The sequence below is a fragment of the Janthinobacterium sp. SUN100 genome, assembly GCF_030397705.1.
Lineage (GTDB): Bacteria > Pseudomonadota > Gammaproteobacteria > Burkholderiales > Burkholderiaceae_D > Janthinobacterium > Janthinobacterium kumbetense.
In genome coordinates this window covers 263,124-282,347 of record NZ_JAPUBU010000001.1, presented here as the reverse complement: position 1 = coordinate 282,347, position 19,224 = coordinate 263,124, and the positions used below count along the sequence as shown (strand labels likewise).

The window sequence follows — 19,224 nt, the reverse complement described above, 5'->3', positions numbered from 1 at the left end:
GCGCCCCCGTGGCGCCTGCTGGCGGCAACAAGCCGGTTTTATGTTAAAGGTTTGTACCGCATGCGCGCTTTCTGGACTGTCATACACCGCTGGGCCGGCCTGACCATCGCCCTCTTTCTCATCGTCGCGGGCCTCACGGGCGCCGTCACGTCGTGGGACCACGAGCTGGACGAATGGCTCAACGCCGACATCATGGACACGCCGGGCCGCGGCCCCCTGCAGCCGCCGTTTGTGCTGGCGCAAAAAGTCGCCGCCGCCGACCCGCGCGTGGAAGTCAATTACATGACCCTGGGCCTGGAAGAAGGCCATGCGGCCGCCTTCATGGTGCGCCCGTTGACGGACCCGGCCACGAACAAGCCGTTCGTGCTCGACTACAACACCGTCTACATCGACCCCGTCACGGCACAGATCACGGGCACGCGCGATTCGACGGCCATTTCCCTGTCGCGCCGCAGCCTGATGCCGTTCCTGCGCCACCTGCACTACAGCTTGCACGTGCCCGCCTTCTGGGGCACGGACCGCTGGGGTTACTGGCTGATGGGCACGGTGGCCCTGGTGTGGCTGCTCGACAGCATGGTGGCGTTTTACTTGACCACGCCGCGCCGCTTGCGCCCGCGCGCGCAGGACGAAACTCCGCGCCACCGCGATGCCGCCAGCTGGTGGCAGCGCTGGAAACCGTCGTGGGTGCTGCGCTGGGCGGCCGGCGGCTACAAGCTCAATTTCGATCTGCACCGCGCGGGCGGACTGTGGGTGTGGCCCGTCATCATCGTCGTCGCGTTTACCTCGTTTTCGCTGAACCTGTACCGCGAAGTGTTTTATCCCGTCATGTCGCTCGTGTCCACCACCACGCCGGGACCGTACGAAACGCAGGTGCCGGCGCCCTACGGCACGTATATCACGCCCGCAATCGACTTCGAGCAGGCGGTGAAGATTGCCAAAAAGCAAGCCGCGCAGCGCGGCATCACGGCGCCCATCGGCGGCATTTATTATGGCGGCAATTATTCGTTTTACAACGTCTCCTTCTTCGACCCGGCCGACGAATTCGGCGCGGCCGGCATGGGCCTGTCGAACCTGTATGTCGACGGCATGGACGGCAGCATCATCGGCCAGCACAAGCCGTGGGAAGGCACGGCCGCCGACGTCTTCGTGCAACTGCAATTCCCCCTGCACTCGGGCCGCATCCTCGGCTTGCCGGGGCGCATACTGATGTCCTGCATGGGCCTGATGGTGGCCATGCTGTCCGTGACGGGCATCGTCATATGGGAAAGAAAACGGCGCGCGCGCCGGCTGCAGGCGAAAAAGCCAGCGAACTTCACCTGAAGCAGCGACTCCATCACGGCGCAGGCGGACCAATGCAGTCTGCGCCGCACACCTTGCCAGCGGCCTGATCACGCGCAACGCGCAAGGCCAGCACACCTCCCCCCTTTCCAACCCAGTAGCCGGCACATGCCGGCTGCCTGCGCTGCGCTGCTTCCATGCGCCAGTCAGCCGATTCCATCAAATGCAGTTTACTTGCAATAACATAAGGTGCGAGCTATTATTGCAACTCAATTGCATTAACACCTTCACGCCGGGCCCGCGTCCAGCACCACCTTCCACCTTTTTAGAAAGTCCTATGCGCCATCACGTATTCGCAGCTGCCATGCTGTCCACTGCCCCGCTCGCTTACGCGGCGGACGACGTCACCCTGCAAACCATCAAGGTCCGGGCTGACCGGCCTTCCAGCATCGACAGCGTCGTCCTCGTCGAGAATACGCAAACCCAGAACCGGACCCTGGGCGGCATGCTCGAGCATGTCTCGGGCGTGCAAAGCAGCGCCTTCGGGCCGAATGCGGGCGCGCCGGTGATCCGCAGCCTGAGCGGCAGCCGTGTGCAGATCCTCGAAGATGGCCAGTCCATCCTCGGCATGAATGCGCTCAGCGGCGACATCAACATCCCTTTCGACCCGCTGTTTGCGCGCAGCGTGACGGTGAACAAATCGTCCGATAGCGTGCGTTTCGGCGGCAATGCCATCGGCGGCAGCGTCGACGTCGATTCCGGCATCGTTTCCAGGAAGATGGAGGACAAACAAAAGGACGTGGAATTGATCCTGCGCAAGGGCTTTAACGATGCCGACGCGCAAGGCTTGCGCGCAAACTTCAACGATGGCAAGCACTTCTCGACGAATCTGCAACTGTCCTTCCAGAAGATCGGGCATTACGATATTCCCGGCAACAGCAAGGCCGGCGCGTGCAACAGCCAGCTGTTCCCTGCAACCGGCGGTGTCAACACCTTCCTGGCAGACAGTTGCCAGAAGGAAGCGCGCATCCAGCAAATCTACAACAAGGCGTCGCAACCGTTTATCGACCAGTTCATGAAGGAAAATCCGGACTGGGCGGACGGTGATTTTTCCTTCTACACCAATAATCCCACCTCCGTCTGGCAGCGCAAGACCTACGTCAACCCGGCCAATCCCGCTTACGTGCCGGGTACGCCGTCGATGACGCAGAGCAAGATCAACAAGGACGTGACGCCCGATTACCACGGCACCTTGGGCAACAGCCATGCCAGCAATGCCCACTTTGCCGTCGGCACGACCTACTTTTTCGACCAGGGCTACGTGGCCGTCAGTCTCGACTCCAAGGAAAGCGAGTATGGCGTGCCGGGCTTTTCCATGGAAAACAAGTCGTTCGGGGCGAATTATGACGAGGGGCTGCCCGTCGGCGTCGTAATCAAACAGGATAAATATGCGCTGGAAGCCCGGCTGTCCAGCCCCGTTGCGTATCTTGAAAGCGTGCAATTGCGCATGTCACGCCTGAACAATGCGTCGGGAGAGCGCCTGGGTTCCATCAAGGCGAATGATTACCAATTCGACACGAATCAAGCCGAGCTTCTGCTGGCGCACCGGCGCGCGGGCCCCTTGAGCGGCATGCTGGGCTTGAGCCACAAGGCCAGGGATATCGCCGGCAGCGGGCCGCAGCTGTACCTGCCCGACGCGAACACGGTCAGCCGTGCGCTGTTCCTCAAGGAAAGCGTCGATGTCGACTGGGCCACCTTCGACGCGGGCTTGCGCCATGAAAAAGTCGAGCACGATATCCGCAAGAGCGGCTTCAAGACGTCGAGGAATGCGAGCAACTCCCGACTCGAGGACAGGTCGTTCAGCCTGAACAGCTATAGCCTGGGGGCCTCGGCCAAGCTGGGCCAGCTGTTCGGCGCGAAGCTGCGCTACGCATCGTCGGAAAGAGCGCCCGACGTCAATGAGTTGTATGCGAGCAACCGCCACTATTCGATCATGACCCAGGAAGAAGGCAACCAGAACCTGAAGGCCGAGCGCGCGAAGAATACGGAGCTCACCGGCCTGTTCGCCAACCGCGGCTTCCAGCTGTCGGCCACCGGCTACGTCATGAAGTACGAGAACTATCTCTACCTTGGCCACTCGGGCGCCCAGATGGCCAATCGCCTGCCCTTGAAATACTGGAAGCAGACGGATACGACGGTGAGGGGATTCGAGATCGACGCCTCCCAGGTCGTGCAGCTTGGCGGCTACGGCAAGCTGAACCTCTCCGCATTTGCCGACCTGGTCAAGAACAGGGCAGATAACCCCGACAAGCTGCGCGCGCACAACGACGGCGCCTACCTGCCCAATATGCCCACCAACCGCTATGGCGCAAATGTACAGTGGGAAAACAAGGGGTGGAAAGCCAGGCTGTCTGGCACCCGCTACGACAAGCAAAAGTACCTGGGCAAGAGTGTCAGCGAGGAAGTGCCGCTCGACGGCTACACCATGGTGAACTTCCAGGTGAGCCGCGCCCTGCAGGTAGCCAATTCGCCGTTTGCAGGCATCGAGGTGTTTATCAGCGGCAGCAACCTGCTCGATACAGATGCCAGGCCGCACAATTCCCCACTGAAATACATTGCGCCCCTGCCGGGCCGTGGCTTTCACGTTGGCCTGAGCGCCAGGCTTTAAGGCACGCTGCCGTTTCGCTCCCGCTGCACCAGCGCCAGTAGGCTGTCGCCCCGGTTGCCGTCGCAGCAGACGGCCACGCCGTCCGTGAAATCGGGCGCCGTCAGCCGCGTCAGGACGCTGCCGGGCGGCATTTCCAGCGCCAGCCGGGCGCCCCGCTCCCACGCCAGGCGCGACGTGGCGGTCCACTGCACGCGCCGCGCCATGTTGGCGGCCAGGCTGTCGCGGATGCGGGCCGGGTCGAACAGCGCGCGCGCCGCGCTGCTGCTCAGGTAGACGAGCGAGGGGCGTCGCACGGTCACGCCCTCGAAGGCGGCGGCCATGTCGAGCGCCGCGCCTTCCAGCAGCGGGCAATGCGACGGCACGCTGACGGCCAGGCGCTTGGCCTTGCTGGCGCCCTGCGCCAGGGCCAGCGCCATCACGGCTTGCAAGGCGGGCTCGCTGCCGGCGATGGCGATCTGGCGCGGCGCATTCAGGTTGGCGACATACACGGGGTTCGCGGCGCCATGCACTTGCGCCAGCAGCGGCTCGAGTTGCGCCAGATCAAGTCCGATGATGGCTGCCATGCCGTAGCCGGCCGGATACGCCTGTTCCATCAACTCCCCGCGCCGCGCCACGAGGCGCACGGCATCCGCATAATCGAGCGCGCCGGCCACCACGGCCGCCGCATACTCGCCGATGGAAAAGCCGGCCACCATGTCGGGCAGCGCGCCGCGCGCCGCCAGCGAACGCGCCATCGCCACGCCTGCGATCAGCAAGCACAGTTGCACGGCCCGCGTCGACGCCAGCGCTTCGGCCGTGTCCAGCGCCAGGGAATCTTGGCCCAGCACTTCAGCCGCTTCGGCCAGGGCCGCCGCCACGGCCGCATCGTCGGGCAGCGCGTGCAGCATGCCGGGGTACTGGGCGCCCTGGCCGGGAAAGGTAAACAATACGCTCATGCCCCCTCCCAGGGCGTGGCCGTCAGCACGGGACCGTGGTCCGTTTTCAGCAGCACCCTGCCCCGGCCCGCCGCCCATTCCGCATACGCAAAGCCGCCATGGCCCGTGTCGATTTGCAGATCCAGCCGGCACGCCGTGACCGTGGCGGCGATGGCGCGCAGGGCGTCGGCCTGCGCGGCGTCCGGCGGCGCGGCGATGCGCAGCAGCAGATCGAGGTCGCTGTCGGCGCGCAGCACGGGCAAGCCGCTCGCCAGGGCGAAGCCCACGCCGCCCGTCGGGCCCCAGGCCCAGCCCGTGGCATCGAGCAGCGGCGCCACCAGCCGCAGCGCATCGAGCGCAGTACAGTCAAAACCGGACGGCGTGGTGTGCGCCAGCCGCGCCAGCATTTCCGGCGTCACGCGGCGCAGCACGGCGGAAGACTCCACTTCGCACGCATGCCGTTCGCTGCGCAGCCGGCCGCGCAAGCCCACGGGGATGCGTCCGGGCGCCGTGCTGGCGCGCCGCACCACCAACGGCGCCGCCTGCAGCCAGGCCGCGTCGGCCCAGGCGGGCAAGCATGCACCGTCCGGCAGGCCGGACGCCCACAGCAAGTCATGCGCGCGCCAGGCGTCCATCAAGCCACCACCGCCTTGACGGCAAAGAACAGCAGCGATGGCCCCAGCAAGCAGCCCAGGCCCGTATGAAACGTGGCCACCAGCGCGCCATACGGCACCAGCTTGCGGTCGGTGGCGGCCAGGCCGGCCGACACGCCGCTGACGGTGCCGGCCAGGCCGCCGAAGACCATCGCCGAACGGGGCGTTTTCAGGCGCAGGAAACGCGCCGCGGCGGGCGTGCCCACCATCACCAGGATGGCCTTGATGAGGCCCGCCGCGATGCTCAGGGCCATGACGTCCGAGCTGGCGCCGATGGCCGCGCCCGTGACGGGGCCGACGATGTACGTGACGGCGCCGGCGCCGATGGTGGTCATGCTGACGGCATCCGAATAGCCAAACGCATAGGCTACGCCGGCGCCGACGAGGAAAGGCAGCACCACGCCCAGCATCAGTGCCACGACGCCGATCAGGCCCGCCTTGCGCGCTTCCGTCGCCTGCACCTCGAAGGCCGTGGCGACGATGGCGAAGTCGCGCAACATGGCGCCGCCCATCAGGCCGATGCCGCCGAACAGCGACAAATCGGCCAGGCCCTTGTGGCCGCCGCTATGCACGCCGCCCCAGTACGCGAGGCCCAGGCCGATCACGATGGCGATGGCCGAACCGTGCACGCGGCCCAGGGTCAGATACTTCGACAGCGCCACCGAGACAAGCATGATCAGGCCGACGAAGGCGAAGGCCGTCACCAGGCCATTGTGGATGGCGGCTTTTTCAAAGATTTCAAGCATGACGGTGCTCCTTCATCAACATCGAGTCGGACTGCACGCGGTCAGCTTCAGCGGCAGCGATGGCGGCAGGGCTTTCCGACCGGTTAATCAGCGAAATCACGGCGCCGCAAACGAGCACGGAACCGATGGCGGCCAGCACGGCCACCGGGCCGCCGCGCAGGGCCGCCACCACGTCCTGCTGCGCCGCCATCGCCACCACCACGGGAATATACATGGCGCCCCAGTATTCGACGCCCCGCTCCGTCATCTGCGGCAGCCACGCGCGGCGCTGCATGTAGAGCCGGGCGCAGATCAAGAGCAGCATGGCGATGCCCACGCCGCCAACGTTGGTCTTGACGCCCATCAGCTGCCCGAGCAGGTCGCCCAGGAAGATGCCGAGCAAATGGCACAGTGCCAGCAATGCGGTTCCGTAAATGATCATGATTGTCTCCGTTATAGGAATAGGAATGACTTGATGTCTTCTCTGTTGTTGCACCTACCACTGCTGCCCCAGCACCTCCCTGACTCTTGCCGATGCCTGGCGGTGCGGCGCGCCCAGGCGGCTGGCCAGTCCCCGTTCCGGATCGGCGCGGATATCGCCCAGCGCCGCTTGCAGGCTGGCGCGCACTTGCGCCAGATCAAGCTCCGACGGCGCGTCCGGCTGCGCCACCTGCAAGGTTTGCCACAGCAGGCCCAGGGTGGCGTAGTTCCTGATGTCGTAGGCCATGGGCGCGATGGTGGCGGCCAGCGCTTCGAGCGCTTCCACGGTGCGCAGGGTGATGCGCGCGGCCGACGCCTTGCCCATGGCGTGCACCATCACTTGCGGATCGTCGAGCGCGATCAGGCGGTTGGCCTGGTAGCCGTGGGCGAGGAAGGCGCCCGACATGGCCTTGCCGACGATCAGGCCGATCACGGGATGGCCCGCCAGGCGCGCCTCGGCATACGCGCCCGCCGCGCCGGCCAGCGCCTGGTGGATGCCATACGCCTCTTCGCGCCGGCCATACGCCTGGCTGGCCACGTCGATGACGGCCACGATGGGCCGTTTCAGCGCCAAGTCGCGGTCCTCGGCAAGCACCTGCTGCACGGCGCGCGCCAGCTGCCACGCCTCGACCAGGCCGATTTCACCCGTGCGGGCGCGCGTAAAACGGTTGTCCGGATCGGGCAGCACGGCGAGGTAGCGCGCCGGCTCGCCCGCCAGCGGCGCGTCCACCACGCGCACCGAGGGCGGATAGCCGTCCAGCGGCGCAGCGGTATTCGTGAGTGCCGCCAGCCAGACGGCGCCGCGGCTCGTGTCGGTAATGGCGTTCATGCTGCTGCTCCTTTGCTGTAGATCAAACGTACGGCTTCCGGCGTGGCTTGCGGGCCCGCGTCGACTTGCGCCAGGCGGGCCAGGTAGCCTTCCGCCTGGTCGCTGCGGTGCCGCGCCGGCACGCCGCGCGCGAACAATGCGGCCACGGTGGCGCGCATCTGCGCCGTGTCGTCTTCCACATAGGCGTCAGCCAGGCCGCTGTGGAAGCGCTGTTCGCCTCCCGTCAGGCTCCAGATGAACGGCTTGTTGCGCGAGTCGAATTCGTCCACGCCCGCCTCCTGCTCAATCACGGCCGGGCCGTTGAGACCCAGGCGCGCCTCGCGCGTGACGACCAGATAACTGCACAGGCCCGCCGCGATCGACATGCCGCCGTAGCAGCCCACGGTGCCGGCCGTGATGCCGATCACGGGCTGGTAGCGGCGCAAGTCGACGATGGCCGCATGGATGTCGGCAATGGCAGCGAGACCCAGGTTGGCTTCCTGCAGGCGCACGCCGCCCGTTTCGAACAGGATCACGGCCCGCGTCGGCACGCCGTTGCGGTTGTCGCGCGCCGCCAGTTCCAGCGCGCCGGCGATCTTCGCGCCGCCCACTTCGCCCATGCTGCCGCCCTGGTAGGCGCCTTCGATGGCCAGCACCACGGCCGGCTGGCCGTCGAACAAGCCCTTGGCCACCACCACGCCGTCGTCCGCCTGCGCCGTCACGCCTTGTTTCGGCAGCCACGGCGAAGCGATGCCGCAGAACGGGTCGAGCAGTTCGCGCATGCTGCCAGAGTCCAACAAGGCCTTGGCCCGGCTGCGCGCCCCCCGCTCGATGAAGCTGTCGCGCTCCAGCAGTTGTTGTAATGTGCTCATGCCGCCCTCCCCGCTTGCAATTCTTCGTACGCCTGCTCGATGCGCATGCGCACCACGCCCGGCGTGGCGCCGCAATCGTTGATGACGATGGCCGCCGCCGGCAACGGCTCACCGCCGAAGACGCGCTGCAACAGCGCATCCCACACGGCGCCCTTGCCATCGACGGACGTGTTGACGACGATGCGGGTCACGCCGTCGTCGCCCGGCTGCAGCAGCACTTCCAGGTCGCCCGAACCGACGACGCCGGCCAGGGCGCGCCCCGCCGCCGCTGGCCCGGCCGGGAACGTATAGTCACGCGTTTCCATGCGCTTCTCCTTCTGTCAATCGATCGAGGAACAGGGTGGCCGCCAGCAAGTCCGCCGCGCCGCCCGGCGACACGCCGCGCGCCAGCGCCACCGCTTCCAGCGCCACCAGCGCCTCGGTGCCGGCGGCCGTGGCCGCGCCGCCGGCGGCCAGCACCCGCGCCGCACCCGCCTGCAATTCCAGCAAGGCTGGCTCGCCGCCGCGCGACAGCACGCAGGTGTCGTCCAGGCCGCTGAGAATGGCCAGCAAAGCGTTCAGGCGCGCCGTCGTCTCGCTGTCGCCGCGCAAGCGCGAGGCGTGCAAAGCGGGCAAGCCCGCGCCCGTCACCAGGGGAAAGCCGGCACGGGCCTGGCCCCGCGCGCCATCGACCTGATACTGGCGGCACGCCAGCTCGCCCTTGTTGCCGGTGGCGCCAGGCGCGCCGCGGTCGTGCAAGCGGGCCAGCGCGCCGGCCCGCGCCGCCACGGCTTGCGGCGCCAGCGACGCGCCGCGCGCGCCCTGCTGCGCCGCCGCCGTCACCAGCAGGCCCAGGGCCCAGATGGCGCCCCGGTGCGTGTTCACGCCGCCCGTCGCTGCCAGCATCAGCGCTTCGCCGTCGCGGCCGATGGCGCCGATGCGCTGGCGCAGCTCGTCGTCATCGTCACAATCCCAGCCTGCCTGCGCCATGGCGGCAAACACGGGCTGCAGCACGCAGGCCGAGTGGCACATCAGGGCCCAGTTCAAGTCCGCATGGGCGCCACGGCTGCGCAAATCGACGAGGCCCGGTTTCGGCGTCAGGGTCACTTCATCGAGCAGCGCCTGCAGCACTTGGCGCGCCAGCGCCGCAGGGCGTACCTGCACCGGCACTGTCGTCGTCATTGTGGTCATCATTGTCATCATTACCAGCTCCTGAATTTGGCGGGTGGTTGATACAGGCCGTCGGACCATTCGACCAGGTCGGCGATGCTTTTCGCGGCCAGCAGCGAGCGGTTCGCCGCTCCCCGCTGCACGCCGATATCCTCGGGCAGCGCGATCAAGCCGTCGGCGCGCAGTTTCGCCGTCGTCTTCGGGTCGTGGCGCAGGCCGATGGGCGTCACGCCAGCCACCGCCGCCAGCATGGCCTTGCGTTCGTCGAGCGAACGGGCCTTGTACAGGTAGGCGATGCCCTCTTCCGTCAGCACGTGGGTGACGTCGTCGCCGTAGATCATCACGGGCGCCAGCGGCATGCCGCTGGCCTGGCCCACGGCCACGGCGTCGAGCGATTCGACGATGGTCGGCTGGCCGCCGTCCTGGAACGTTTCGACCATCTGCACCACCAGCTTCTTGCCGCGCGCGAGCGGGTCGTCCGTCTCGATCAGGTCCAGCCAGGCGGGCGTCGGGTGGCGCCGGCCGTGCGGATCGTGGCCCATGTTGGGCGCGCCGCCGAAACCGGCCAGGCGGCCGTTGGTGACGGTGGACGAATTGCCCAGGCCATCCATCTGCAGGGTGGCGCCGATGAACAGGTCGACCGCATACTGGCCCGCCAGCTGGCACAGGGCGCGGTTCGAGCGCATGGAACCGTCGCGGCCCGTGAAGAACACGTCGGGCCGGGCGGCCGCATAGCCTTCCATACCCAGCTCCGCGCCGAAGCAGTGCACGCTCTCGACCCAGCCCGTCTCGATGGCGGGAATCAGGGTCGGATGGGGGTTGAGCACCCAGTTGCGGCAAATCTTGCCCTTCAAGCCCAGCTGCTCGCCGTAGGTGGGCAAAATCAGTTCGATGGCGGCCGTATTGAAACCGATGCCGTGATTGAGCGACTGCACCTGGTGTTTTTCATACACGCCGCGAATCGCCATCATGGCCATCAGCACGTGCACGGGCTTGATGACGCGCGGGTCGCGGGTGAACAAGGGCTCGATGAAGAACGGCTTGTCGGACTGCACGACGAAATCGATCCACGAGCCGGGCACGTCGACCCGCGGCAAGTCGCTCACGTCGTCGACGATCTGGTTCACCTGGGCGATGACGATGCCGTCGCGGAAGGCGGCCGATTCGACCAGCGTGGGCGTGTCCTCGGTGCTGGGGCCCGTGTACAGATTGCCCTGGCGGTCCGCCATGTAGCCGGCCACCATGACGACGTTGGGCGTGAGGTCGACGAACAGGCGCGCATACAGCTCGATATACGTGTGGATGGCGCCCACTTCCAGCAAGCCATCCTGCAGGAATTGCGCGATGCGCAGGCTTTGCGTGCCGGCAAACGAGAAATCGAGCTTGCGGGCGATGCCCCGCTCGAACAAGTCCAGGTGCTCGGGCAGGCTGACGCTGGGCATGATCAGATGCAGATGGTGGATCTTGTCGGGGTTGACCTGGGTCAACATGCGGGCGAGAAAGTCGGCTTGCTTCTGGTTATTTCCTTCAAGAACGACGCGGTCGCCCGGCGCAAGCAGCGCTTCGAGCACGGCGACCATGTCGCCCTGTTGCAGCACGGGGCCGCTCGCGTACTGGCGCACGGCTTCCAGGCGGCGGCGCTTCTCCGTGCGCCGCGTGTCCCATTGTTTTTGCCGCTGCGCTGGCGCTGCTGTGGCGGTTGACATCATGCCTCCGGAATGAGCTATCGAACCCCGACGATAGAACGAAAGCGTCACCGCGACAATCAACCTGCTACCATGTTCATTACCTTGAAGTTAATGAACTGCCATAAAAGAGGCTAGCCATGGCCATCAACGAAGAAATTACCTTGAAGAAGCTGGAAGTGTTTCTCAGCTTTATGGAATTGAACAACCTGGCGCGGGTGGCCGATGCGCTGGGCCAGAGCACCGTCAGCGTGCACCGCGCCCTGCACTCGCTGGAAGACGGCTTGCGCTGCCCCCTGTTCAAGCGCGAGGGCCGCAGCCTGATCCCCCTGCATGCGGCCTACACCTTTGCCGAATCGGCGCGGCGCGCGCTGGCCGAGTGCGAGGAAGGCGTGCGCAAGGTGCGCGAAATGTCGGGCATCAACCCCGTGCGCCTGAAGATCGGCTCGCTGTATTCATTGACCCTGCACTGCATCCCGCAACTGGTGATCGCCCTGAAACTGCGCCGGCCGGGCCTGGACATCGACCTGACCCTGGGCTCGAACCGCGACCTGCTGCAAAGCCTGGCCGATGGCAGGCTGGACGCCATCATCGTCGGCGTCCAGGAAGACGAACAGCATGCGGGCCTCGTGGCCGTGCCCCTGTTCCAGGACGACATCTTCCTGGCCGCGCCGCTGGCTTCGCCCTATGCGGGGGCCGCTTCCGTGGACTTGCAACAATTGCGCGACGACAAATTCGTCACGCTCAACGAGGGTTTCGTCACCTCGCAAAGCTTCAACCATGCATTCGAGCTGGCGGGCTTCGTGCCCGACACGGCCATGAGGGTGGGCGACATCTTCTCGCTGATCAACCTGGTGAGCGGCGGCATCGGCTACAGCCTGCTGCCCGGCAGAGTCCGCGCCTTCAGCTCGCGCATCGAACTGCTGCCCCTGGACGCCCGCTACGGCTCGCACCAGCAAATCACCCTGCTGATGCTGAGCAGCCGCGAGCGCGACCCGAATCTGCTGGCGCTGGCGGCGGAGTGCAGGTTGTATGGGCGTGGCGAGCGCGCAACTGATAGCTGAAATGGAGTCGCACGTGGAAACAGTGGCACAGGAGCGCCGCGCTGCGATGCTGGGGCGCATGGAAAACGGGGCCACTTGCAATCTTCAACTGGGCAGTATCAGCTCAAGTTGGAAATTCTCCGTGCATATAGGTTTTCCAGAGATTGTCGATAAAGTCGATCTCGACTTTATTGTGACACGCCTGCGCAATCAAGCCCATGTCGTCCGACACATATCCAGCAAGGTCGGAATTTTCAGTGACTTGATACACTTTCTTGAATGCGATCTCCCTGATCTCCCTCACCAGGGCGCCCTCGGGTGGACAAGATGAGCTCACTTTTTCGTAGCTGGCACACCATGCGCCATCAAACTCAAAAGTGTCCCTGGCGCACAATGCAGCATCCCAGTCAGTATCTTTCTGAAAAATAGTCTCAAAAAAAATACTCTTATTTATTGTCGTTAAGATTTCGCTTACGGTCGTCATCTCGATATTTCGTATTCATCTGTGTGGATGCCATTCGGCGTTTCGTGAGCCTGCGCGCCAACGATTGTTATGACCTGACGCTAAAACGCCCGCAAGCAGGTCAACGCGCCCATTATAGGGACTGGCATGGACTGCTCACGAGACTGGAGCACGGTACAATCAAATCGCGCTATCCCAAGGCGCCGACAACCGCACCGCGCAGTTAATCAAGCCCACCATCGAATACGTCTGCGGGAAATTGCCCCACATTTCGCCCGTCACGGGATGCGTGTCTTCCGACAGCAAGCCCAGGTGGTTGCGCGCCATCAACATCGTTTCGAAGATTTTGCGGGCTTCGTCCTTCCTGCCGATGCGGGCCAGGGCGTCGATGCGCCAGAAGGTGCAGATGTTGAAGGCCGTCTCGGGCTTGCCAAAGTCGTCGGGCGCTTCGTAGCGGCGCATGTAGGGGCCGTCGCACAGCGATGCTTCCAGCGCATCGACGGTGGCGATGAAACGGGGATCCATGGGGTCGATGAAGTTGACTTCCGCCATCAAGAGCACGGACGCGTCCAGGTCGCGTCCGCCCAGGCTTTCCGCGAAGGCTTGGCGCTCTTCGCTCCACGCTTCGCGCAACAGGCGTTCGCGGATCAGCACGGCGCGGCTGTTCCAGTGGTCGGCCCGGTCGTCCAGGCCCAGCTTGTGCGCGACCTTGGCCAGGCGGTCGCAGGCGGCCCAGCTCATCAGCATAGACGAGGTGTGGACCCTGGCCCGCGTGCGCAGCTCCCACATGCCCGCGTCCGGCTCCGCGTGCAATCTGAATGCCTGGTCGCCCACGGCTTCCAGCGCGGCAAACTCGGCTTTTCCCGCCCGGTGGAACAATCGGTGGTCGAGGAAGGCCTGCGCCGCGCCTAATACAATGTTGCCGTAGACATCGTGCTGGAAATGTTCCTGCGCCTGGTTGCCGACACGCACTGGGCCGTTGCCGCGGTAACCGGGCAAGTGGTCGAGCATGGATTCGGGCAACTGCTCTTCCAGGCCGATGCCGTACAGGGGCTGGATGTGGCCGCCCTTCGAGCGGGCGACGATATTCGTCAGCCAGCGCAGGTATTCTTCCATGGTGCCCACTTCCGACAGGCTGTTCAATGCCCGCACGACAAAGAAGGCGTCGCGCAGCCAGCAATAGCGGTAATCCCAGTTGCGGCTGCTGCCCGGCGCTTCCGGGATGCTGGTGGTCATGGCGGCGATGATGGCGCCCGTGTCTTCATATAAAGACAGTTTTAATGTGATGGCGGCGCGGATGACCACGTCCTGCCATTCCAGCGGCACGGCCAGGCGCCGCGTGTAGGTGCGCCAATAATTGATGGTTTCCTTTTCGAAGATGCGCGCCGTTTCGTCGATGCCGCCGGCCAGGGTCTCATCAGGGCCAAGCAGGAAGTTGGCCGTGCCGCCCAGCACGAAATACGTTTCGCTCAGTACATAGTTGAGCGATACATCGGTGTTCAGGCGCAAGGTCTGTTCCGGCCCCACGTAGCGGATGTGGTGGCTGCCCTGCGTGATCTGCGGCGCCAGCTTGCCCCAGTCGTAGCGGGGGCGCAGGCGCACGCGGATGCGCACGGCGTGGTCGAGCGGCCGGACGCGGCGGATCAGCATCAGCGGGAGGAACATGCGGTCGCGGCTGAGGAATCGGGGCGCGAAATCCGTGATTTCCACGCCGCGCCCCTGCGTATCGTACAGCCGCGTGCGCAGCACGGCCGTATTCGGCTCGTAGACTTGCTCGCTGCGGGCGAAGTTTTCGATGTCGATGGCCCACACGCTGCCGTTTTCAGTGTCGTCCAGCAAGCGGTTGAAGACGGGATCGCCGTCGAAACGGGGCAGGCACGACCAGACGACCTGCCCCGCCTGGTCGATCAGGGCGCTGAAGGCGCAATTGCCCACCACGCCGCAGTTGAGGGACGCTTGCGCGGGCGCGCCGCCGGGGGTGTCATCAGCTTGTTCATGGGATATGGTCATCGGCTACTCCTTGAAAGGGGATACGGACGCGGCCAGCAGCGCGGCGCGCAAGGCGCGCGGGCTGGCCAGGCGCAGGGTGGCGGCGCTGGGGCCGCTGCCCACTTTCACGCCCTGCCCGCCTGCTTGTTGAACAAAGACAAAGCCTGCCTCATCGGTGGTGTCGTCGCCCGCGAACACGGGCCGGCGGCCGGCGAACGGGGTTTCCTGCATGAAGGCGGCGATGGCGCCGCCCTTGTCCGTGGCGGACGGCTTGGCTTCCAGGACCATTTTGCCATGCAATAGCAATACCCCTGGGCACGCTTGCACGGCCGCCGTCATTTCTTGCATGCACAGTTGTTCGAGTTCGGGCGCCAGCCGGTAATGCAGGGCCACGGCGCCCCGCTTGCATTCCACCAGCAAGCCGGGGTGCATCGCCGCCAGCGCCTGCGCGCGCGCCAGCACGGGCGACACGTCGGGCGTGGCCGCCACGCTGAACGTGCCATCGGCGCCGCGCCGCTCCACGCCATGCACGCCGGCCACCGGCAACACCAGGGGCGCCAGCATGGCGTCGATCTGCGTAACGGGACGCCCGGAAATGACGGCCAGCGCGCCGCCGTGGCGTTCGGCCAGCAGCGCCAGCGCCTCAATGACGCCCGCTTCCAGGCGCACGCCGTCGGGCGTGGGCGCCAGGTCGACCAGGGTGCCGTCGAAGTCGAGGAAAACGCCTGTGCCGGGCGTACCCAGCAGTTGCAGCAAGGCCGCGCTATCGTCAGGGGTATCGGCCATCAGATCATCCCCTTGCGCCGCTTGATGCGGCTGTGGGCGTCGATCTTGGTCATGACCTTGTCGCGCTGGCGCAAACGGGCCGCGTCCAGCAGCATGCGCCCGGCCCAGCGGTACACATTGAAATGTTTCACGCGGGCCCGCATGCTCTTCATGCGCTCGCGCTGTTCCACGGGCGGCATCACGAGGGCGCGGTACAGGGCGTCCGCGCCCTGCTCGATGTGATACGGGTTGATGATCAGCGCTTCGTGCAGCTCGCGCGCGGCGCCCGTGAATTGACTTAAAACAAGTACGCCCAGTTCGTCGTCGCGCGCGGCGATGAATTCCTTGGCCACCAGATTCATGCCGTCATGCAAGCTTGTCACCATGCACACTTCCGAGGCGCGGAAATAGCGCTGCAAATCGTCCTGGCCGTGGTGCTCCGCTTTCAGCAGGATGGGCACGTAATCTCCGCTGCCGAAACGGCGGTTGATGCGCTCGACCATCTTGCGCACCCTGGCGTCAAAACTCTGATATTCATCGAGCGAAGCGCGGCTGGGGGCGGCGATTTGCACAAAGGTAAAATTGCCCACCATGCCAGGCTGCTGCTCCAGCATGCGCTCGACGGCCTGGAAGCGCTCGACGATGCCTTTCGTGTAATCGAGGCGGTCCACGCCGATGCCCAGCAAGTGGTCTTGGGCCACGCCCAGCTCGCTGCGAATTTGCGCGCGGCAGGTGGCCACGTCGGGCTGCGCCGGGTCATCCTCGGGCCAGGCGATGGAAATCGGGTAATCCTCGACCTGCGTCATCTCGCCGCCGTAGGAAATGGTCGACGCTTCCGGCTCGATGCGGGTTTCCAGGTAGCGGTCCACCGTTTCGAGGAAATTCTTGCGGTGGAATGGCGTGTGGAAGCCGAGGATGGTGCTGCCCAGCAAGCCGTCGAGGATTTCTTCGCGCCATGGGCAAATGCCGAACGATTCGGAATTCGGCCAGGGGATATGCCAGAAGGTGATGATCGTCGCCTTCGGCAAGGCTTCGCGCACCATGCGCGGCAGCAAGGCGAAGTGGTAATCCTGCACCAGCACGACGGGGTTGTCCGTCTTCGCTTCGGCGATCACGGCGTCGGCGAAGCGGCGGTTGACCTTCACATATTGCTCCCAGTCGGACGAGCGGAACACGGGGCGCACGTGGGCAATATGGCACAGCGGCCACATGCCCTCATTGGCGAAACCATAATAATAGCCCTGCTCTTCCTCTTCCGTCAGCCATACGCGGCGCAAGGTATAGCTGGGATTGTCCGGCGGCACGGGAACATGGTCGAGTTTATCCACCGTCTCGCGGTCGGCGGAACCGGCGCCATGCGCGATCCACGTGCCGGAACAGGCGCGCATCACGGCTTCCACGGCCGTCACCAGGCCGCTGGCGGGGCGCTGCACGCGTATGTCGCCGCTGCCATCGTCCGTTTTCGTGTGGATGTACGGTTCGCGGTTCGATACCACCAGCACTTGATCTCCCGCAAGATCCGCTTCCAGCAAGCCGCGCAGCTTGTCCGGCGTCCAGTCGGACGACCAGCCGTTATCGCCCTGGCGTTCCAGGTGGTATTCCTGCAGCAATTCGCGCAGATCGCCGATCAGCGGCTGCATTTCCGGCGGCGGCGCGGGCGCGGCGGCGGGTGCGGCGGCGGCCACGGCCCCATTACTTTTCGGCAACAATTCGCCCCGCAGAATATCTTTCACGGCCGACAGCCAGCCGCGCCAGCTCAGGTGGGCCACGAACACGGTCATCAGGGAAATCAGCACGGCCAGCACGGCCAGGAAGGCAAAGATGAAACGCTTGGTATCCGTATTGCGGCGCTCGACAAAGCTCATGTCCTGCACCAGCACCAGCCGTCCCAGCTGGGACGCATCCTGCATGACGGGGGTTTCGCTGAGGTGGACCTGGCCCTGCGGCAATTGCGCGAGGGATTTGTACAGGCCGCCCGTGGGAGGCGTGCTCCAGCAGCCGATGGAAGTTGGGTATTGCGCGGACTGGTACAGCAAGTGGCCTGCATTGTCGCAAAAGCCGATGGCGATCAGGCGTTCGTCGCGCGTGGCGCCCCGGAACAGTTCTTTGACGCGCGTGGCGTCTTGCGCGGGCAGGTATTCGGTGAGCGAGGGCCGGAGGGTTCCAGCGAGCAATTCTGCCCGGCTGTCGAGGTCACGCACATACCAGCGCAGGGTGATGTTGTCGAGCAGGGGTACCACGATATAAGCAAACAATCCCAGCACCAGGGCCAGTGGCAGGATGAAGCGCAAGGACATTCGGAGTGATCGTACTATCATCGTTTTCCTTTGCAAAAACAAAAAGCATGGCAAGTATGACTATGTTTCCACTGCGGCGACGCCCGTTTGCTTTCCGTAGCGAAACGTCAACGTGGCATGGCGCAGCGCAGCAATTTCTTCCAGTATCCACCTTGACGCAGGTCTTATCCGTACGGCAACGCACGCCCCCGTTACGCCATCTGCCCGTAAAATACCGCTTCCGACATCCATTTCACTAAGAACAAGGAGTTTTCGCCTATGGATCTCAGCACGTTCCACTCGCTGATGGGAGGCCCGCTGCGCTCGGCGCTGACCGTGCTCGTTTCCGCCCTGCTCGTCACCGTGGTCGCCATCGGCGTGCACCGGGCCGGCATCAGCTTGCTGAAAAGGCTGGCCAATGGCCGCCCGTTCACCACCAACGCCACGCGCCTGGCCTTCCGCGCCAGCCAGCTGTGCGTGATCGTCTTCGGCCTGCGCATGGTGCTGGCCGGCGCGCCCGACGACACGCCGGGCTTGCTGGCCATGTCGCATCTCGCCAGCGTGGCGCTGATCATCGCGCTGACCTGGCTGGCCATGCAATGCATCCAGGCCCTGTCCATCACGATTTCCGAAGTCAACCCCGTCGACGTGGCCGACAACCTGCGCGCGCGCCGCCTGATCACGCAAGCCCGCGTGCTCACGCGCAGCGCGCACGCCATCGTCGTCATCCTGGGCCTGGCCTTCGTGCTGCTGACCTTGCCCGGCGCGCGGCAGATCGGCGCCAGCCTGCTCGCGTCGGCCGGCGTGGCGGGCCTGGTGGCCGGTATCGCCGCCCGTCCCGTGCTGGGCAATTTCATTGCCGGGTTGCAAATTGCGTTTTCGCAACCCATCCGCATCGACGACGTGCTGATCGTCAATGGCGAATGGGGCAAGGTCGAGGAAATCAAGGGCACGTATGTCGTCGTGCGCGTGTGGGACGAGCGCCGCCTGATCGTGCCGCTGCAATGGTTCATTGAAAATCCGTTCGAGAACTGGACGCACAGCTCGTCCACCCTGCTGGGCACGGTGTTCCTGTGGCTCGATTTCAGCATCCCGCTCGACCCGCTGCGCGCGGAACTGACGCGCATCTGCGAAGGAGCCGCGCAATGGGATGGCCGCGTCTGCACGGTGCAGGCGACGGATTCGAACGAGCGGGCCGTGCGCGTGCGCTTCCTCGTCAGTGCGGCAGATTCGGGCCTCGCTTTCGAGCTGCGCTGCATCGTGCGCGAGCAGATGCTGGCCTTTATCACGGCCCACTATCCGCACGGCTTGCCCCGCTTGCGCTCCACGCACGACCCCATCGAGCTGCACGCCATGCAGGCACAGAACGACAGCGTGTCGCTGTACAAGGCGCAGCACAAGGCTTGACAAAACCTGCGGCGCGCTGCCCTCGCCCGCGCGCCGCTAGAATAAGGCG

17 protein-coding genes are annotated in these 19,224 nt (G+C 65.2%); 4 read left to right on the top strand and 13 right to left on the bottom strand.

Annotated elements, in window-relative coordinates:
- Positions 1-60: 60 nt before the first annotated feature.
- A complete protein-coding gene (locus O0881_RS01050; protein WP_289909689.1) occupies positions 61-1,320 on the top strand; it encodes a PepSY-associated TM helix domain-containing protein in 1,260 nt (419 codons plus the stop codon).
- A gap of 322 nt (positions 1,321-1,642) precedes the next feature.
- A complete protein-coding gene (locus tag O0881_RS01045) occupies positions 1,643-3,946 on the top strand; it encodes a TonB-dependent receptor (RefSeq protein WP_289909688.1) in 2,304 nt (767 codons plus the stop codon).
- On the opposite strand, the gene mdcH is transcribed toward O0881_RS01045, so the two are convergent.
- From mdcH to mdcA, 9 genes are read right to left on the bottom strand one after another with little or no spacing between them, the layout of a single operon-like run.
- A complete protein-coding gene (gene mdcH / locus O0881_RS01040; RefSeq protein ID WP_289909687.1) occupies positions 3,943-4,881 on the bottom strand; it encodes a malonate decarboxylase subunit epsilon in 939 nt (312 codons plus the stop codon). The two genes, O0881_RS01045 and mdcH, sit on opposite strands and share 4 nt — an antisense overlap.
- Positions 4,878-5,495 carry a malonate decarboxylase holo-ACP synthase gene (locus O0881_RS01035; protein ID WP_289909686.1) on the bottom strand — a complete coding sequence of 206 codons (618 nt, stop codon included), beginning with the start codon at positions 5,493-5,495 and terminating at the stop codon, positions 4,878-4,880. Before O0881_RS01035 ends, mdcH begins: the two co-directional genes overlap by 4 nt.
- Positions 5,495-6,259, bottom strand: a complete 765-nt coding sequence (gene madM, locus O0881_RS01030; RefSeq protein ID WP_219308892.1) for a malonate transporter subunit MadM — start codon at positions 6,257-6,259, stop codon at positions 5,495-5,497. Before madM ends, O0881_RS01035 begins: the two co-directional genes overlap by 1 nt.
- Positions 6,252-6,680 carry a malonate transporter subunit MadL gene (madL, locus tag O0881_RS01025; RefSeq protein WP_289909685.1) on the bottom strand — a complete coding sequence of 143 codons (429 nt, stop codon included), beginning with the start codon at positions 6,678-6,680 and terminating at the stop codon, positions 6,252-6,254. Before madL ends, madM begins: the two co-directional genes overlap by 8 nt.
- Before the next feature lie 54 nt (positions 6,681-6,734).
- Positions 6,735-7,547, bottom strand: a complete 813-nt coding sequence (gene mdcE, locus O0881_RS01020; protein ID WP_289909684.1) for a biotin-independent malonate decarboxylase subunit gamma — start codon at positions 7,545-7,547, stop codon at positions 6,735-6,737.
- Entirely contained in the window at positions 7,544-8,398 is an 855-nt protein-coding gene (locus tag O0881_RS01015) for a biotin-independent malonate decarboxylase subunit beta (protein ID WP_289909683.1), read from the bottom strand. Before O0881_RS01015 ends, mdcE begins: the two co-directional genes overlap by 4 nt.
- Complete coding sequence (locus O0881_RS01010) at positions 8,395-8,703, bottom strand: malonate decarboxylase subunit delta (RefSeq protein WP_289909682.1); 309 nt, start codon at positions 8,701-8,703, stop codon at positions 8,395-8,397. The genes O0881_RS01015 and O0881_RS01010 overlap by 4 nt, the downstream gene beginning before the upstream one ends.
- On the bottom strand, positions 8,690-9,571 hold the full coding sequence (locus O0881_RS01005) for a triphosphoribosyl-dephospho-CoA synthase (protein WP_289911434.1): 882 nt from the start codon (positions 9,569-9,571) through the stop codon (positions 8,690-8,692). Before O0881_RS01005 ends, O0881_RS01010 begins: the two co-directional genes overlap by 14 nt.
- An 8-nt stretch (positions 9,572-9,579) precedes the next feature.
- Positions 9,580-11,256 carry a malonate decarboxylase subunit alpha gene (gene mdcA, locus O0881_RS01000; RefSeq protein WP_289909681.1) on the bottom strand — a complete coding sequence of 559 codons (1,677 nt, stop codon included), beginning with the start codon at positions 11,254-11,256 and terminating at the stop codon, positions 9,580-9,582.
- A 116-nt stretch (positions 11,257-11,372) separates the two neighbouring features.
- On the opposite strand from mdcA, the gene O0881_RS00995 reads away from it, so the two are divergent.
- A complete protein-coding gene (locus tag O0881_RS00995; RefSeq protein ID WP_289909680.1) occupies positions 11,373-12,296 on the top strand; it encodes a LysR family transcriptional regulator in 924 nt (307 codons plus the stop codon).
- Positions 12,297-12,399: 103 nt separating this feature from the next.
- Here O0881_RS00995 and O0881_RS00990 read toward each other — a convergent pair whose 3' ends face one another.
- From O0881_RS00990 to O0881_RS00975, 4 genes are all read right to left on the bottom strand, one after another.
- Positions 12,400-12,759, bottom strand: a complete 360-nt coding sequence (locus O0881_RS00990; RefSeq protein WP_289909679.1) for a hypothetical protein — start codon at positions 12,757-12,759, stop codon at positions 12,400-12,402.
- A 159-nt stretch (positions 12,760-12,918) separates the two neighbouring features.
- Positions 12,919-14,748, bottom strand: a complete 1,830-nt coding sequence (locus O0881_RS00985) for a glycoside hydrolase family 15 protein (RefSeq protein WP_289909678.1) — start codon at positions 14,746-14,748, stop codon at positions 12,919-12,921.
- Between the two features lie 3 nt (positions 14,749-14,751).
- Positions 14,752-15,513 carry a trehalose-phosphatase gene (gene otsB / locus O0881_RS00980; protein ID WP_289909677.1) on the bottom strand — a complete coding sequence of 254 codons (762 nt, stop codon included), beginning with the start codon at positions 15,511-15,513 and terminating at the stop codon, positions 14,752-14,754.
- Entirely contained in the window at positions 15,513-17,789 is a 2,277-nt protein-coding gene (locus O0881_RS00975; RefSeq protein ID WP_289909676.1) for a trehalose-6-phosphate synthase, read from the bottom strand. The genes otsB and O0881_RS00975 overlap by 1 nt, the downstream gene beginning before the upstream one ends.
- A gap of 258 nt (positions 17,790-18,047) precedes the next feature.
- Here O0881_RS00975 and O0881_RS00970 point away from each other — a divergent pair, with 258 nt between their 5' ends.
- Positions 18,048-19,175: a mechanosensitive ion channel domain-containing protein gene (locus O0881_RS00970; protein WP_289909675.1), complete on the top strand. Its 1,128-nt coding sequence runs from the start codon at positions 18,048-18,050 to the stop codon at positions 19,173-19,175.
- Positions 19,176-19,224: the final 49 nt, after the last annotated feature.

What these genes read in the sequence shown, in the direction of transcription:
- O0881_RS01050 (WP_289909689.1), top strand. Translation starts at nt 61, where the DNA reads ATGCGCGCTTTCTGGACTGTCATACACCGCTGGGCCGGCCTGACCATC.
- O0881_RS01045 (WP_289909688.1), top strand. Translation starts at nt 1,643, where the DNA reads ATGCTGTCCACTGCCCCGCTCGCTTACGCGGCGGACGACGTCACCCTG.
- mdcH (WP_289909687.1), bottom strand. Translation starts at nt 4,881, where the DNA reads ATGAGCGTATTGTTTACCTTTCCCGGCCAGGGCGCCCAGTACCCCGGC.
- O0881_RS01035 (WP_289909686.1), bottom strand. Translation starts at nt 5,495, where the DNA reads ATGGACGCCTGGCGCGCGCATGACTTGCTGTGGGCGTCCGGCCTGCCG.
- madM (WP_219308892.1), bottom strand. Translation starts at nt 6,259, where the DNA reads ATGCTTGAAATCTTTGAAAAAGCCGCCATCCACAATGGCCTGGTGACG.
- madL (WP_289909685.1), bottom strand. Translation starts at nt 6,680, where the DNA reads ATGATCATTTACGGAACCGCATTGCTGGCACTGTGCCATTTGCTCGGC.
- mdcE (WP_289909684.1), bottom strand. Translation starts at nt 7,547, where the DNA reads ATGAACGCCATTACCGACACGAGCCGCGGCGCCGTCTGGCTGGCGGCA.
- O0881_RS01015 (WP_289909683.1), bottom strand. Translation starts at nt 8,398, where the DNA reads ATGAGCACATTACAACAACTGCTGGAGCGCGACAGCTTCATCGAGCGG.
- O0881_RS01010 (WP_289909682.1), bottom strand. Translation starts at nt 8,703, where the DNA reads ATGGAAACGCGTGACTATACGTTCCCGGCCGGGCCAGCGGCGGCGGGG.
- O0881_RS01005 (WP_289911434.1), bottom strand. Translation starts at nt 9,571, where the DNA reads ATGATGACCACAATGACGACGACAGTGCCGGTGCAGGTACGCCCTGCG.
- mdcA (WP_289909681.1), bottom strand. Translation starts at nt 11,256, where the DNA reads ATGATGTCAACCGCCACAGCAGCGCCAGCGCAGCGGCAAAAACAATGG.
- O0881_RS00995 (WP_289909680.1), top strand. Translation starts at nt 11,373, where the DNA reads ATGGCCATCAACGAAGAAATTACCTTGAAGAAGCTGGAAGTGTTTCTC.
- O0881_RS00990 (WP_289909679.1), bottom strand. Translation starts at nt 12,759, where the DNA reads ATGACGACCGTAAGCGAAATCTTAACGACAATAAATAAGAGTATTTTT.
- O0881_RS00985 (WP_289909678.1), bottom strand. Translation starts at nt 14,748, where the DNA reads ATGACCATATCCCATGAACAAGCTGATGACACCCCCGGCGGCGCGCCC.
- otsB (WP_289909677.1), bottom strand. Translation starts at nt 15,513, where the DNA reads ATGGCCGATACCCCTGACGATAGCGCGGCCTTGCTGCAACTGCTGGGT.
- O0881_RS00975 (WP_289909676.1), bottom strand. Translation starts at nt 17,789, where the DNA reads ATGTCCTTGCGCTTCATCCTGCCACTGGCCCTGGTGCTGGGATTGTTT.
- O0881_RS00970 (WP_289909675.1), top strand. Translation starts at nt 18,048, where the DNA reads ATGGATCTCAGCACGTTCCACTCGCTGATGGGAGGCCCGCTGCGCTCG.